The 14036-nt window shown below is 40.4% G+C and carries 14 protein-coding genes; 7 read left to right on the forward strand and 7 right to left on the reverse strand.

Features of this window, described 5'->3' with window-relative positions; translation table 11 throughout:
- Nucleotides 1-19 precede the first annotated feature (19 nt).
- Nucleotides 20-1135, reverse strand: a complete 1116-nt coding sequence (locus MED121_RS11810; protein ID WP_009833926.1) for an S-(hydroxymethyl)glutathione dehydrogenase/class III alcohol dehydrogenase — start codon at nt 1133-1135, stop codon at nt 20-22.
- A gap of 167 nt (nt 1136-1302) precedes the next feature.
- Between MED121_RS11810 and MED121_RS11815 the strand changes: the two genes are divergently transcribed.
- Both MED121_RS11815 and MED121_RS11820 read left to right on the forward strand, forming a co-directional pair.
- On the forward strand, nt 1303-2199 hold the full coding sequence (locus MED121_RS11815) for a LysR family transcriptional regulator (RefSeq protein ID WP_009833927.1): 897 nt from the start codon (nt 1303-1305) through the stop codon (nt 2197-2199).
- 889 nt (nt 2200-3088) lie between these two features.
- Nucleotides 3089-3349 carry a DUF3820 family protein gene (locus MED121_RS11820; RefSeq protein ID WP_009833928.1) on the forward strand — a complete coding sequence of 87 codons (261 nt, stop codon included), beginning with the start codon at nt 3089-3091 and terminating at the stop codon, nt 3347-3349.
- Nucleotides 3350-3355: 6 nt separating this feature from the next.
- Here the strand turns inward: MED121_RS11820 and MED121_RS11825 are convergent, their stop codons facing one another.
- On the reverse strand, nt 3356-4003 hold the full coding sequence (locus MED121_RS11825) for a hypothetical protein (RefSeq protein ID WP_009833929.1): 648 nt from the start codon (nt 4001-4003) through the stop codon (nt 3356-3358).
- Between the two features lie 231 nt (nt 4004-4234).
- Between MED121_RS11825 and MED121_RS11830 the strand changes: the two genes are divergently transcribed.
- On the forward strand, nt 4235-5125 hold the full coding sequence (locus MED121_RS11830; RefSeq protein ID WP_009833930.1) for a response regulator: 891 nt from the start codon (nt 4235-4237) through the stop codon (nt 5123-5125).
- A 15-nt stretch (nt 5126-5140) separates the two neighbouring features.
- On the opposite strand, the gene MED121_RS11835 is transcribed toward MED121_RS11830, so the two are convergent.
- Together MED121_RS11835 and MED121_RS11840 are read right to left on the reverse strand one after the other, a co-directional pair.
- Nucleotides 5141-5458, reverse strand: a complete 318-nt coding sequence (locus MED121_RS11835) for a GNAT family N-acetyltransferase (protein ID WP_242603203.1) — start codon at nt 5456-5458, stop codon at nt 5141-5143.
- A gap of 90 nt (nt 5459-5548) precedes the next feature.
- Entirely contained in the window at nt 5549-6028 is a 480-nt protein-coding gene (locus MED121_RS11840; protein WP_009833932.1) for a peptidylprolyl isomerase, read from the reverse strand.
- Between the two features lie 181 nt (nt 6029-6209).
- Between MED121_RS11840 and MED121_RS11845 the strand changes: the two genes are divergently transcribed.
- The gene (locus tag MED121_RS11845; protein ID WP_009833933.1) at nt 6210-6617 is read left to right on the forward strand and encodes a YebG family protein; all 408 of its coding nucleotides are present in this window, start codon (nt 6210-6212) and stop codon (nt 6615-6617) included.
- Between the two features lie 80 nt (nt 6618-6697).
- Here MED121_RS11845 and MED121_RS11850 read toward each other — a convergent pair whose 3' ends face one another.
- The gene (locus tag MED121_RS11850) at nt 6698-7402 is read right to left on the reverse strand and encodes a cytochrome b/b6 domain-containing protein (protein WP_009833934.1); all 705 of its coding nucleotides are present in this window, start codon (nt 7400-7402) and stop codon (nt 6698-6700) included.
- Nucleotides 7403-7582: 180 nt separating this feature from the next.
- On the opposite strand from MED121_RS11850, the gene MED121_RS11855 reads away from it, so the two are divergent.
- From MED121_RS11855 to pepQ, 3 genes are all read left to right on the forward strand, one after another.
- Nucleotides 7583-8464 (forward strand): DMT family transporter, encoded by an 882-nt coding sequence (locus MED121_RS11855; RefSeq protein ID WP_009833935.1) that lies wholly within the window; start codon nt 7583-7585, stop codon nt 8462-8464.
- A gap of 351 nt (nt 8465-8815) precedes the next feature.
- Complete coding sequence (locus tag MED121_RS11860) at nt 8816-9805, forward strand: SRPBCC family protein (protein WP_009833936.1); 990 nt, start codon at nt 8816-8818, stop codon at nt 9803-9805.
- A gap of 153 nt (nt 9806-9958) precedes the next feature.
- Nucleotides 9959-11257 (forward strand): Xaa-Pro dipeptidase, encoded by a 1299-nt coding sequence (gene pepQ / locus MED121_RS11865; RefSeq protein ID WP_009833937.1) that lies wholly within the window; start codon nt 9959-9961, stop codon nt 11255-11257.
- Nucleotides 11258-11330: 73 nt separating this feature from the next.
- On the opposite strand, the gene MED121_RS11870 is transcribed toward pepQ, so the two are convergent.
- Together MED121_RS11870 and MED121_RS11875 are read right to left on the reverse strand one after the other, a co-directional pair.
- Nucleotides 11331-12233 (reverse strand): LysR substrate-binding domain-containing protein, encoded by a 903-nt coding sequence (locus MED121_RS11870; protein WP_009833938.1) that lies wholly within the window; start codon nt 12231-12233, stop codon nt 11331-11333.
- A 229-nt stretch (nt 12234-12462) separates the two neighbouring features.
- Nucleotides 12463-13959: a CoA-acylating methylmalonate-semialdehyde dehydrogenase gene (locus tag MED121_RS11875; RefSeq protein ID WP_009833939.1), complete on the reverse strand. Its 1497-nt coding sequence runs from the start codon at nt 13957-13959 to the stop codon at nt 12463-12465.
- Nucleotides 13960-14036: the final 77 nt, after the last annotated feature.

Genomic DNA, 14036 nt, shown 5'->3' on the forward strand with positions numbered 1-14036 from the left:
CCAAAACGGAGCTTAAATGCTATTTATCAAATAAAATAACAGATCGGATACTCTTACCTTCATGCATTAGATCAAAGGCATGGTTAATATCTTCCAGCCCCATAGTATGGGTAATGAATGGGTCAATTTCTATTTCACCTTTCATATATTGCTCAACATAACCTGGTAATTGGCTACGTCCTTTTACCCCACCAAAAGCAGACCCTTTCCAGACTCGCCCTGTTACTAACTGAAAAGGACGCGTCGCAATTTCTTCACCGGCACCGGCAACACCGATAACAATCGATTCACCCCAACCTTTATGGCAGCACTCTAGCGCCTGGCGCATAACTTGAACATTACCGATACACTCAAATGAGTAATCCACACCACCGTCAGTCATATCAACAATGACTTGCTGAATCGGATCAGAGAAGTCTTTTGGATTCACAAAATCTGTGGCGCCAAATTGCTTGGCCATTTCAAATTTTGACTCATTTGTATCAATCGCTATGATACGAGCCGCATTCGCCATACGTGCACCTTGGATAACAGATAAACCAATACCACCAAGACCAAATACAGCAACCGTTGAGCCCGGCTCTACTTTTGCAGTGTTTAACACTGCACCTATACCTGTTGTGATACCGCAACCTAACAAGCACACTTTTTCTAGCGGTGCATCCACATGAATTTTCGCCAAAGAAATTTCTGGTACAACACTGTATTCAGAGAAGGTAGATGTTCCCATATAATGGTAAAGGGTTTTGCCACCTATGCTAAAACGACTGGTACCATCAGGCATGAGACCTTGACCCTGGGTGGCACGTACAGCCTGACATAAGTTCGTTTTGCCAGACAAGCAGAACTTACACTTTCCACACTCAGCAGTATAAAGAGGAATAACATGGTCACCGGGCTTTAACGTAGTGACACCTGCACCCACTTCTTCTACCACACCTGCACCCTCATGACCCAGAATGCTCGGGAAGATACCTTCTGGGTCAGCACCCGATAAAGTGAACGCATCCGTATGGCAAACACCTGTCGCAACCATACGAACCAGTACTTCACCGGCTTTAGGCCCTTGAACGTCAACTTCATCAATAACAAGTGGTTGGCCTGCTTGCCATGCAATTGCTGCGCGAGACTTCATGTAAACTCCAAAACGTTTTTTAGTTAAATAGGATCAATAACAAAACAAGCATGAATAAGCTGTTCCATCATTTCTTAATAGAGAGTGTAGACCGAATTAATTAATAAGATAATGGAACAAGAAGTAAGTTATTATTGCTATACAGCAATAATCAAAGAGATCAATTTATGAAGCACTGGGATGGAATAGAAGCCTTTGTCGAAGTCGTACGCCAGGGCAGTTTTTCAGCGGCAGCCGAAAAACTGCATGTCTCAGCTTCTCATATCAGCCGTCTAGTCTCTCAGTTAGAGAAACGTCTTGATGCCACATTATTATTTCGCACCACGAGAAGTATTCGCTTAAGTGAAGCCGGCTCTCTTTATTATCAGCAATGCAGCCAATTACTTGACTCAATCGATAGTGCTGAAGAGATGGTTACCAGCCTTAACCAATCACCTGTCGGACATTTGCGTATTAGCTGTGCCACTACCTTTGGCGAACGTTTTATTGCCCCAAGGGTAAATGACTTCTTAATCAATCACCCAAAAATCCAGTTAGACTTACACCTAACCAATCGAGAAGTTGACCTGATTGACGAAGGCTATGATCTAGCAATCCGTTTAGGCACTCTTAAAAGTTCTAGCCTATTAGCCAGACGCCTTTGTGATAGGGTCGAATATGTCTGTGCTTCCGCCCATTATATTGCTCGTTTTGGTATGCCTCACACCTTATCTGAACTCAGTAAACATAAATGTTTACAAGGTTCCAAAGATGTTTGGACTTTTATGCAAGATAAGCAAAAAAGAGAAGTGAAAATACATGGTAATTGGCGCAGTAACTCAGGGCCAGCGCTATTAGATGCCACCCTCAAAGGCTTGGGAATAGCGCAATTACCTGACTATTATGTCGCCCCTTATATTGCTAGCGGTGAACTCATTCCCATATTGAGTCAGTACCAATACCCTTATACTGGTGTTTGGCTGGTTTACCCTAAAGCCCGACAGCAATCTCCTAAATTAAAATTGCTGTGTGATCATTTGATTGGTTCTTTTCGAAGTGAACACAGCGTCATCACATCAAATTAACAAACATCAATACCCGCTCTTTAACAGAAGGCGTATGGCTGGTCTACCCTAAAGCCCGACAGCAATCTCCTAAATTAAAATTGCTGTGTGATCATTTAATTGATTCTTTTCGAAGTGAACACGGCGTTATCACATCAAATTAACAAACATCAACACCCGCTCTTTAACAGAAGGCGTATAGCTGGTTTACCCTAAAGCCCGACAGCAATCTCCTAAATTAAAGTTACTGTGTGATCATTTGATAGATTCTTTTCGAAGTGAACACGGCGTCATCACATCAGATTAACAAACATCAATACTCGCTCTTTAACAGAAGGCGTTTGGCTGGTTTACCCTAAAGCCCAACAGCAATCTCCTAAATTAAAGTTACTGTGTGATCATTTGATTGATTCTTTTCGAAGTGAAGACATCGTCATCACATCAAATTAACAAACATCAACACCCGCTCTTTAACAGAAGGTGTTTGGCTGGTTTACCCCAAAGCCCGACAGCAATCTCCTAAATTAAAATTGCTGTGTGATCATTTGATTGATTCTTTTCGAAGTGAATACGGCGCCATCACATCAAATTAACAAACATCAACACCCGCTCTTTAACAGAAGGTGTATGGCTGGTTTACCCTAAAGCCCGACAGCAATCTCCTAAATTAAAATTACTGTGTGATCATTTGATAGCGTCATTTCGAAATGAGTCAGACGTGGTTATACCTGACTAACAAGCTTAGTAATCACCCTTATTCACATAATAGTCATTAGCTGGTTTATTCCACAGCCCAACAGCAATGACTAAAATGAAAACCAATCGACAAGAATAATGGATGTCGCTTTACTTCATCTGATAGAATCCTGTCGCATCAAACCAAGCAGAGTAGCAAAAGGTAGCCTTAACAATGATTGCAGAAACAGATTTGATACGTATCGCACGCGAAACCATGCCTTTTGGTAAGTATCAAGGTAAGCTAATTATTGATGTGCCAGAAGAATATCTGATTTGGCTGAAAAATAAGGGATGGCCAGAAGGTAAATTAGGTGATTGGCTGGAGCTTGCATTAGAAGTAAAAGTTAACGGCCTTGAGTCTCTCGTTGAACCACTCAGAGAAAAGCCTAAAGCGCCTAAGAAAAAGCCACCAGCTCAGTTCAAGTTTGACTAAGGAACATTATTGTACTGTGGTATTACTGCGACCTTGATATGTGATCTTGTTATCTATCGGCCCTAAATTTTCAGTTTGATTTAAATCATCTGCCTCAGCAAATTCCACATACCTTTGTTCAATAAAGTCTTTTTCAACAATAGTTTGCTTTAGTCTTTGCTCTAATACTTTGGCTTTTGCTTCCAAACGTACCTTATGATTTTTCAACTCAGAAACCATTTTCTGTTCCTGTGCATGCTGCTTTGAAACATCATTTAATGGCGTCTTGATACTTTTTGCCAATTCCGGTGATTGTTTTATCACTGATTGTAGCTGCTTAAGGATGATAGCGTTTTGTGAATTCACCTTTTTCAGCTTTTCTTGCAAACGATTAATTTCTTGATCCTGATGCTTCATTTTTTGCATCATGACCTTAGTTTGCCCACGGTATTTAGCAAAAGACTCTTCAATAGCCGCTAAGTTATCACTGCTTTTATTACCAAGGTCAACTGAGTCTTGAAGGTATTCGATTTCTTTACCATGGTCTTCAATATTTACATCAAGTATTTTATTGGTTGCCCTAAGCCCATTGATAACATACAGACAATAAAGCACTAAGCCACTGGTAATCATGACAGCGGCTTCAAGGATAAGAATTAATAATGTGTTTGTCATAATCCCCTCCTTATTGTTATTAAAATGGGTTACAAACAGTGACAAATTGATAACACAATACTTTTTGTAAGTGAACACCTACACTCAATGAAATGATAAAGTACAATCATTCAAGCGTAAAGAGTACAATTCTCATATGTATTATGCTTAATATAAGGAGTAAGAAGCAAATAAATTCTGCATTCTGAAAATATATGCCAATTCACTTTATAAATGGCTTAGGTAACTATATTGAAAGTTTTAATCATTGACGATAGTCATGCTGTACAACTTATTATCAAAAGAGCACTCGAAAAAGGCCAGCTGAACAATTTAGAAACTAAGCTTGCAAGCTCTGGGATCCAAGCCCTAAAAATTTTAGAAACTTGGCTACCTGATTTAGTTTTATCAGACCTTCACATGCCTAAAATGTCAGGACTAGAGTTTCTATCTGAAGTTAACAAGCAGATGTTTAAGCTCAATGTAGGCCTCATCACGACAGAGACTGACTCTAATAGACTTAATCTAGCTAAAAAGTCTGGCGTCAAATTTATCGTTAATAAACCCTTTCAGGATGCTGAAATTATTCAGCATGCAAAGTCCTATCAGCCTTTCAAAGACAGCAAAAAAGCCCAAATAGCTAAACCAGTTAAAGTTGAACCAGAAGAACAAAAAAACAATTTAGCCTTTCCTAATGAGTCCACACTTGAAGATGCCCTAGCGGAAGCATTTTTTAGAGACGTGAAGGTCAAAATTAAACCTTACGAAAAGTATGAGGAGCATCATTACCCTTATCTATTAGGCATGATGACAGAAAAAGAAAAGGAACAAATTAACGCTATTTGCATTCTAAAACAACCTGCTATAAAACAAGTTAGTAAAGCCTTTTCTAGCCTTCACCCGGGCGCAATGAATACGTCGCAAGATAGGGCAAATATGTGTAATCATTTCTTTAAACTATTAGAAAGCCACATAAAGTCAGTAGATACAAACGAATCTATCTTGTTTAAAAAGTCTAATTTGATAAATAAACCCTTTCCTCGTATTAGTGAGTTTTATGAAGTTCGTGGGGATAAAAAGGTGGATTTCTTTATCGAAATTAAAGGGTTTGATGCCTTTGTTATTACCCTTGTTGCGGCTTAACATTCCCTCCTTTCATTAAACTCGTTTCTTGGGCATTTTTAAAAACTTCTCCACATACCAACAGCTCGCTACAATTTTAAAGTTTTCTTGTTTAGCCCATGCAAGCCCAGTTCTGACCATTTGTTCAGCAATACCTTTACCTCTTAACGCTTGAGGTACAAAAGTGCTTTTAAAATCAATAACCTGCTCAGCATTTTCAGAATCTAAGTAAATTTCATATTTAAGATAAGCGATTTCACCATCTTGCTCTATTTGAAAACATTTAGCACTTTCATCATGAGTCATAAAAACCACCTGATTAGTTAACTGTGAGTAAGTAGACACTTTATCCACATCCCCCACCATCATTGAATTGAGTCTCGACTGACATAAAAAAAGCCTCAAATAAGAGGCTTAATTTAGTCATTAAGAAGCACACGCAACTTAATGGTGATGACCACCCACACCATGGGCATGACCATGAGCGATTTCATCTTCAGTTGCATCACGTACATCAACAATTTCAACCGCGAAAGTCAGGTCTTTACCCGCTAATGGGTGGTTTAAATCAACAGTCGCATGCTTAAGACCAGCCTTCACCACAGTCACTTGGCGTTGGCCCTTATCTGTTTGAACAACCGCAGTCATACCTGCTTTCCAACGCTTAGCACCCTGAAGGTGCTTGATTGGCACCTGCTGTTGGTGATCTTCTTTACGCTCGCCATAAGCATCAGCCGCAGCCACTGTTACTTCAAACTCATCACCAGCAGCTTTACCTTCCATTGCAGCCTGTAAACCAGGAATGATGTTGCTGTGCCCATGTAGGTAAGCTAACGGATCATTACCTGCAGATGTTTCAATTAGTGCATCGCCTTCACGTAGTGTGTAGTGAAATTGCACTACTGTATTGTCCTTGATAGACATTGTTTTTCCTCAATCATATTCTGTTGCACTATTATCGTTACTTTTCTCTAGGGAAGCTACGGTTAAGAGACTCTCTTTTATCGGAATATCATAAGCAACAGGCTTTATTTTCAATTTCAGCTAGACAAAACAAAAAATGATACTGTATATTTATACAGTATTATTTTCTCTGAGGTGAATCATGCCTGTAATTATTAAATATGTTGTAGAACGTGATGGAATAGAAAAAATGACTTTTGCATCCAAAGCCGAAGCTGACGCTTACGATAAACTGTTAGATACTGCAGATGATATCTCTCAACTTTTATCCAGCAGTCACTTACTAACAGATGAAACACAAGTCGATGCACTGTCTATGTACCTTGCTCAAAATAAAGAGACGTTGTTACAAGCCCTGGGCAGTAAGCGTAAAAGTAAACCGACCGCAAAATCATCAAGCACTCAAGATCAACAAATGTCATTAGAGGCATCTAATAATCATCAAGACCTTGAAGACCTTGTGATTGAAAAAGATGATGAGCAGGTGAATGATTTAGCATTAGACATGGATCAAGATGAAGACATTGATACCTTAATTGATGCCGCTTAACGCTTCAAAGCGAAAATAACAGGTCGATTCAATTATATTAATCGGCCTGTTATTTTCCTTAATATGTATTCTAGATTTAGCTAAATGGGTAACTGCCATAGCCATAACAACCAGATGAAGCTCACACTTAAAATAAGCAGAAAACGAACCCCTTGTTTAGGAGCTGACCCACTTGAGTCAGACTTAAATAAATAGGCATCTTCTATCTTACCTACCGAGCTCTGTTTCTTGCCTGTCACCATGGCTTTTAGTAAACGCTCTTTCAAAGCAAATTCATGCACCATCACAGCCAGGATATGACAACTAATTAAGCCTAATAAGATATCCGGGGAAAGCTTATGCCACCATGCCATATTAGTTTGTAAGTCATCACTTACCCATTCATACAAAGGGCCAAACCAAAACACATCATCAGAGCTAACCAAGCCAGTCATAACTTGAGCTAAGAGCAATATCAGCAAGACTATTACCATCACCCCACCTAAAGGGTTATGTCCAAGATAAATAGGTTTTCTTCCAGAAATAAGTTGTTTTGCATATTGGAATAAGCCAACAGGCCCTTTTATGAAGTGCTTAAATTGAGCAACACTTATTCCCCAAAAACCATATAAAACCCGAGCAATGAGTAAGGCCGATAGCAAATAGCCCATATAAAAGTGCCATTGCATATAATCTTCTTCCGCCTTACCCGTAATAATTAAGCCTGAAAAAAGTAGCACCATAAGCCAATGACTTAAACGGATATAAAGGTTCCAAACACTGACGTCTTTTATTGTCTGATTCATGTCTTACTATCTAGGTTAAGTTGATTTTCACATTCCCTTGAGGAATCCGATCTATTCTATTTATTCCTTTTACTTTTATATCCAATCTCATTAAGTTAGCTCCCTAACAAGACCTATTGGAGCATGGGCCCCAATTTCAATTCAAGCCTCAAGCTTGATTCGATATAAAGGAAAAACAAAATGTGGATAGGCTTTACCCTACTTGCTGCCTGGTTTCAGTCCATGCGAACTGCTTACCAAAACACCTTATCAAAACAAGAAGGTACTTTACATGCGACCTTGGCTCGCTCTTTGTTTGGTTTACCCTTTGTCATTTTATATGGTCTTGTTTGTTATTTCGTCATTGGCCCTCTAACCCTTGAGCCAACTAGTGCTTTTTACCTTATTGCAGGAATAGGCGCCCTTGCTCAAATTCTAGCAACCTACTTGATGCTTTATTTATTTAAACAAGCAAGCTTTACCAGTGGTACCTTGTTTGCAAAAACAGAAGCCCTAATAGCCGCTTTGTTAGCAGCAGGCCTTTTGGGTGATATTTTATCTTGGGGAGCATGGCTAGCGATTGCCATTGGGGTACTAGGTATCGGCGTTTTAAGCTTTAAACATTCCCATAAAAAATTACGTCTTATGGATAAAGCCAGTTTATTAGGGCTTGCTTCCGGCTTTTGTTTCGCCCTTACTTCCGTAAGCGCAGGTTATGCAAGCAGCGAATTAGAAGGTCCAGTGTTTACCCGCGCCGCATTCACTTTAACCTATGTATTGGCGCTACAATCTATTGTGTTATGGTCAATTCAAGCGTATCACTCTAAAAGCCTCACCTTACCTTTTAGAAAAGCCTTGGTTTTAAGCAGCCAAGTGGGTTGCTTAAGCGCGCTAGGTTCCATTGGTTGGTTCACCGCCTTTTCATTAATCAACCCAGCACTTGTCAAAACCTTGGGGCAAATCGAAGTCATTGGCACCCTTTATTATTCAAAATACCGTTTTAAAGAAGCCTTATCTAAACAAGAATGGCTTGGCGGTAGCCTGATAATTTTAAGCGTGATTATCGTTGCTCTTCTAGGTTAGGAAGCGACAAATAAACCCATCTAATTCTATGGATGGGCTTTTACAAGCCTTTTAATGCTTTTTCAATACAGCCTTAAAACTTAACAAAGACAGAATTTAAGCATTCGCCTTCTTCATTAAAAAAGAGTAACGTTAAAAGCTCGTTATTAAAGGAGACTCTGTTCTGTTTCACTACAAAAAGCTCATACAGACGAGTAACAACCACCCTTGGTAACGCTTCGAAACAAATTGTCCACATCCAACAACACGAAAAGAAGGCGTCTTAGACTAAACTTTTTTAAACAAGCTAGAAGATAACAAGTGTCCCCAAACAAAGGTTAAGAATTAACTTAACAATGAGAGGAAACAGGCATGTTACTACTTTGGATAATAGGTTTTGTTATTTCCCTTACCCTCATCTATTTGGTGACGCTTAAAGGTCATTACCAAGTAGATAGATCCATTTTGATTAATGCTCCGATTAATAAGGTCTATGATCGTATTCGTAGTGTTAAAAGCTGGCCCCAATGGAGCCCTTGGCTTCATCATGATGAAGATCCAAATCTCAAATACCAAGGTAAAATCGGTGACGTCGGTTCTAGCCTAGAATGGCATGGACCTTATATTGGCTCTGGTAAGCTAAACCTTATTTCTCAAGTATCTCCCTACTCTCTTATTTTCGAACTAAAACAAAAGCATTATTTAACCTCTGTTACCAATATTGAGTTTCAATTAGAAGAAACATCAACAGGAACACGATTAAACTGGTCTATGAACACCAGCCTCCCCTTCATTTTTTGTCTGTTTTTAGGGAAACGACAACATCAATTAAATAAAGACTATGATATAGCGCTTGCTCGATTAGCGGGCCAATTAAGCCACTCTAACGAACCCAAGTTCGAATTTTTAGGAATACAACCCTTACCGCCAATCGAGGCGGTTACACGCCCTTTTTCTGGCTCAACACCTGAAATATTCGCCCAAATGGAAATTGGCTATAGTGAGCTTCACTCTCAATTAGGTCCAAACAACTGCCCTAATGGCGCCATTTTTGCTCAGTATGACCAAGCAGAACCAGAGCATAATTATTTTTGCGGCAAGATTGGTATACCGATCCAAAATCTAGATATCTGTGAATGTCATGCAGAATTAGTCAGAAATCATGGTGACTTCTTCTCTTTACGTTTTACCGGCTCTTATGAACAACTTTCCTATGCTTGGCATGTGGCGATAAAGCACAGCCGCCTTCACCATTACAAGTGGGATAAAAGCCGTCCTCACTTTGAAATTTTCCAAGCAGGGCCCCACAACAACTCTGATCCAAGCCACTTCATCACTGAGCTTTATTTACCAATAAAATAAAAAAGAGGTCGCGAATAGATAAAGACCAAAAGAATTATTTTCCATCCCTTCGTTTGTGGCATCAAACAAGGTACATTGACCTCTCATTGACAAATGAGTCTGTTCAAGGCAATAGCAAAACTATTGCCATAATCAGTTATGTAGGGAAATTCCATGCCTAAGCTTTATTCTCAACACCTAGAGGTACTTGTCACTCGTTATCGTAAAGTCATGCAAAACTTCGACCTTGACTCCATCATTATCAGCAGTGGTCACAAAACATACTATTTTCAAGATGATTATAGTCATACCTTTCATCCCTTCTCAGGGGCACAACAATGGTTACCATTTAGTTTGTGCAGTGATGTTTACATCCTTATAAACAAACAAGATAAGCCGTTATTATTTTGGCCAAAAAGGGATGATTTTTGGCATTCTGATAACAGTTTGCCTGAGGGTGACTGGTCCGATCTATGGGAGACCATAGAAGCTAGAGTGGATTACGACATTCTGGCACACCTTGGCAAAAAACACGCTTGGGTTGGTCCTAAACCAGACCATATAAAAGTAGACTTCAAGCAACAAACTGAGCTTGAAGCGGCGATCAACTATCAAAAAGCCTATAAAACAGACTATGAGATAGAGGCTATTTTTCAGGCAAACCTAACCGCAGCTGCGGGCCACAAGGCCGCTGAAAAAGCCTTCTCTGACGGTAAAAGTGAACTCGCTATTTATCACGACTATTTAAATGCCAGTCAACAAGGCTCAGTTAACGAACCTTACCCAGGTATTATTGCCCTTAATCAAAATGCCGCTATCTTGCATTATGATGTGAAGTCTCATCAAAGTGTTGAAAACAGCAACACCTTATTGATCGATGCGGGTGCAAACCAATCAGGTTATGCCAGTGATATCACTCGTACTTTCACCCAAGACACAGGTCTTTTCAAAGCCATGTTAGCTAGCATGGAAAGCTTACAGCTAAGCTTGTGTGAGCACGCCATTGCGGGAGTAGACTTTAATGATCTGCACCAAGAATGTGTGACAGGGATTGCAAAGATTTTACATCAACATCAGCTATGCCATCTAAGTGTGGAAGAGCAGCTAGAAAAACGCATTCCTCAAGTCTTTTTCCCCCATGGTTTAGGCCATTTACTGGGGTTACAAGTGCATGACTTAGGCGGCCATCAAATTGATGAGACAGGGACGATTCAAGCACCAAGCAAAAAAGCGCCTTTCTTACGCCTTACACGTGTACTCGAAGAAAATATGGTGATTACCATAGAACCAGGTCTCTATTTCATCCCTATGCTACTGAATAAAATGGTCGCTGACGTTGCAGATCATGGTTGTGACTTGGAGCTGATTGAAAGCCTCAAGCCTTTTGGCGGTATTCGCATAGAAGACAACCTAGTAATTGGTAAAACCGCGACTCGAAATCTAACTCGTGAAGCCTTCGCGTCACTAAGCTAATTACGTTAGCTTATCTCATAACACCTCATGTACCTATGCTAAACATGAGGTGTTTTTATCACCCCTAAATCATCTAGCCCTCAGGATAAAACTGAGTCTGGGACTCTTCCAAAATCCATTGGCTAAATAACTCTGCACTTGGATGTAAATATTGATGAATAGAAGACGTCAGAAAGAAAGCTTCTGACGTTTCGATTCGCTCTTCAAAAGGAGCAACCAATTTACCACTGGCAATCATATCAGCCACGAGAGAGGTTCTACCTAGCGCAATACCTTGACCTAATACCGCCATTTCTAAGGCAGAAATTAAAGTATCAAACTGAATGCCGTCACTTGGGTCACTATAATAAGCACCGGTTTGATTTAGCCAATAGCCCCAACCTTCTTCATAGCCTATTACATGTAACAGGGTATTCTCTGCTAACAGGTCGATTGAAAGGGGTTCTTCACTTGCTTCTAATAATTCTGGGCTACATACAGGAAATAGTTCGTCCCAAGTCAGCCGATCGGACTTGAGCCCAGGCCATACACCGTGACCATAACGTATATCTAGATCGGTATCTTTATTCTTTTCATCCAGCCAAATATTACTGGTAAATCGAATTTTGATATCTGGGTATTGTTCATAAAAACGAGACAACCTTGGTGCTAACCAGGTTGTAAAAAAGACGAGATTCACTCGCACAGTTAACTGGCGACTTTGACCTTTACCAAACAGTTCGTCCGTTGCCGCAGCCAAACGGCCAATCGCTTCATGTACTGCAGGCATGTAAGCAAGACCGGCATCGGTTAATGCTAACCCTCTCGGCAAGCGTTTAAATAAACTGGTACCGAGCTGAGATTCTAGCCCTTTTACTTGCTGACTAATGGCAGCTTGGGTCAGGTTTAACTCATGGGCAGCTTGAGTAAAATTTAGATGCCGTGCAGATGCTTCGAATGAACGTAGCCAATTAAGTGGCGGTAATCTTTTTTTCATGTTTTTAAACTCAACATAGTTACCAGTAACACATTGAAAAATCCGACAAACATCCTTTTATGTCTCAAGCCCGTCTGTCAAAATCTCCCTATCATATTGATACTAGTATATTTTAATTTTTATTGTCGATAATATTTTGTCATAAAAACAAAAGCCACAACCCTAGTTTTAAGAGTCATGGCTTTATAAAGCTAATTAGCAAAATTAGCTTCAATACTTAACTAAAAGCCTATTTCATTGTTGGCATAGAGAACTCAACACCTTCTCGAATACCTGCTGAAGGCCAACGCTGTGTCACTGTTTTACGCTTAGTGTAAAAACGGACAGCATCTGGACCATAAGCGTGTAAATCGCCAAACAAAGAACGCTTCCAACCACCAAAGCTATGGTAAGCAACAGGTACAGGTAGTGGTACGTTAATGCCAACCATGCCTACTTGAATGTTATCTGAGAAATAACGTGCCGCTTCACCGTCACGGGTAAAGATACAAGTACCGTTGCCGTATTCATGAGCATCAATTAAGTCCATCGCTGCTTGCATGCTATCCACACGCACAACTTGTAATACAGGGCCAAAAATCTCTTCTTGGTAACTTTGCATGTCAGGAGTGACATTGTCGATTAAAGTACCACCCACAAAGAAGCCATTTTCATAACCAGATACTTGAGGGTCACGACCATCAACCACTAGCTTAGCGCCTTGCTCTTGCGCACTATTGATATAACCCACCACCTTCTCTTTATGTGCTTGAGTGATCACAGGACCAAAGTCATTGTTGGCATCTGAGAAAGCCCCAACTTTTAGGCCTTTCATCGCGGCTTGCATCTTCTCAACCAAAGCATCTGCAGCGGCATCACCCACGGCAACAGCAACAGAAAGCGCCATACAACGCTCGCCAGAAGAACCAAACGCAGCGCCAACAAGCTGGTTAACCGCATTATCCATGTCAGCATCAGGCATCACGATGGCATGGTTTTTAGCCCCGCCCAAAGCCTGACAACGCTTACCGTTAGCATTGGCAGTTGCATAAATGTATTCAGCAATTGGAGTAGAACCAACAAAACTCACCGCTTTAATCCGATCATCATGCAATAAAGTATCAACCGCTTCTTTATCACCATTGACCACATTCATCACACCATCTGGCAAGCCTGCTTCTTGTAATAGTTGAGCAATAAATAGGGTTGAACTTGGATCACGCTCTGAAGGCTTAAGAATAAAGCAGTTACCGCACACTAACGCCATAGGGAACATCCATAATGGCACCATGGCAGGGAAGTTAAATGGCGTGATACCCGCAACAACACCTAGGGGTTGGAATTCACTCCAAGAATCAATGTTAGGTCCAACATTTTTGCTGTGCTCGCCCTTTAGTAATTCTGGTGCACCACAAGCGTATTCAACGTTTTCTATACCACGCTGTAATTCACCGGCTGCGTCATGGCTAATCTTGCCATGCTCTTCACCTATCATTTTACAGATAGTCTCAGCATGCTCTTCCAATAACGCCTTGAACTTAAACATGATACGAGCACGTTTAATGGGTGGTGTATTACGCCAAGCTGGAAAAGCAGCTTCTGCTGTCGCAATGGCGTCTTCTACGGTTGCTTTAGAAGCAAGATCCACCTGTTTACTGATTTCCCCCGTTGAAGGGTTATATACGGCTTGCTGGCGGGTGCCTTCAACTATGATTTCACCATTAATTAGCTGTCCAACTGTGTTCATTTTTCTTTCCTCAAACCAAAATGTCGGTGTGATTTTTATTTTCACACCTTGTTAGAATAAAAAAGTGCCTTATGCCC

This window comes from Marinomonas sp. MED121, from assembly GCF_000153025.1.
In the GTDB taxonomy this organism is placed as follows: domain Bacteria; phylum Pseudomonadota; class Gammaproteobacteria; order Pseudomonadales; family Marinomonadaceae; genus Marinomonas.

Excerpts from the sequence above, each read along its gene's own strand:
- MED121_RS11810 (WP_009833926.1), bottom strand. The coding sequence starts at position 1,135 with ATGAAGTCTCGCGCAGCAATTGCATGGCAAGCAGGCCAACCACTTGTT.
- MED121_RS11815 (WP_009833927.1), top strand. The coding sequence starts at position 1,303 with ATGAAGCACTGGGATGGAATAGAAGCCTTTGTCGAAGTCGTACGCCAG.
- MED121_RS11820 (WP_009833928.1), top strand. The coding sequence starts at position 3,089 with ATGATTGCAGAAACAGATTTGATACGTATCGCACGCGAAACCATGCCT.
- MED121_RS11825 (WP_009833929.1), bottom strand. The coding sequence starts at position 4,003 with ATGACAAACACATTATTAATTCTTATCCTTGAAGCCGCTGTCATGATT.
- MED121_RS11840 (WP_009833932.1), bottom strand. The coding sequence starts at position 6,028 with ATGTCTATCAAGGACAATACAGTAGTGCAATTTCACTACACACTACGT.
- MED121_RS11845 (WP_009833933.1), top strand. The coding sequence starts at position 6,210 with ATGCCTGTAATTATTAAATATGTTGTAGAACGTGATGGAATAGAAAAA.
- MED121_RS11850 (WP_009833934.1), bottom strand. The coding sequence starts at position 7,402 with ATGAATCAGACAATAAAAGACGTCAGTGTTTGGAACCTTTATATCCGT.
- MED121_RS11855 (WP_009833935.1), top strand. The coding sequence starts at position 7,583 with ATGTGGATAGGCTTTACCCTACTTGCTGCCTGGTTTCAGTCCATGCGA.
- MED121_RS11860 (WP_009833936.1), top strand. The coding sequence starts at position 8,816 with ATGTTACTACTTTGGATAATAGGTTTTGTTATTTCCCTTACCCTCATC.
- pepQ (WP_009833937.1), top strand. The coding sequence starts at position 9,959 with ATGCCTAAGCTTTATTCTCAACACCTAGAGGTACTTGTCACTCGTTAT.
- MED121_RS11870 (WP_009833938.1), bottom strand. The coding sequence starts at position 12,233 with ATGAAAAAAAGATTACCGCCACTTAATTGGCTACGTTCATTCGAAGCA.
- MED121_RS11875 (WP_009833939.1), bottom strand. The coding sequence starts at position 13,959 with ATGAACACAGTTGGACAGCTAATTAATGGTGAAATCATAGTTGAAGGC.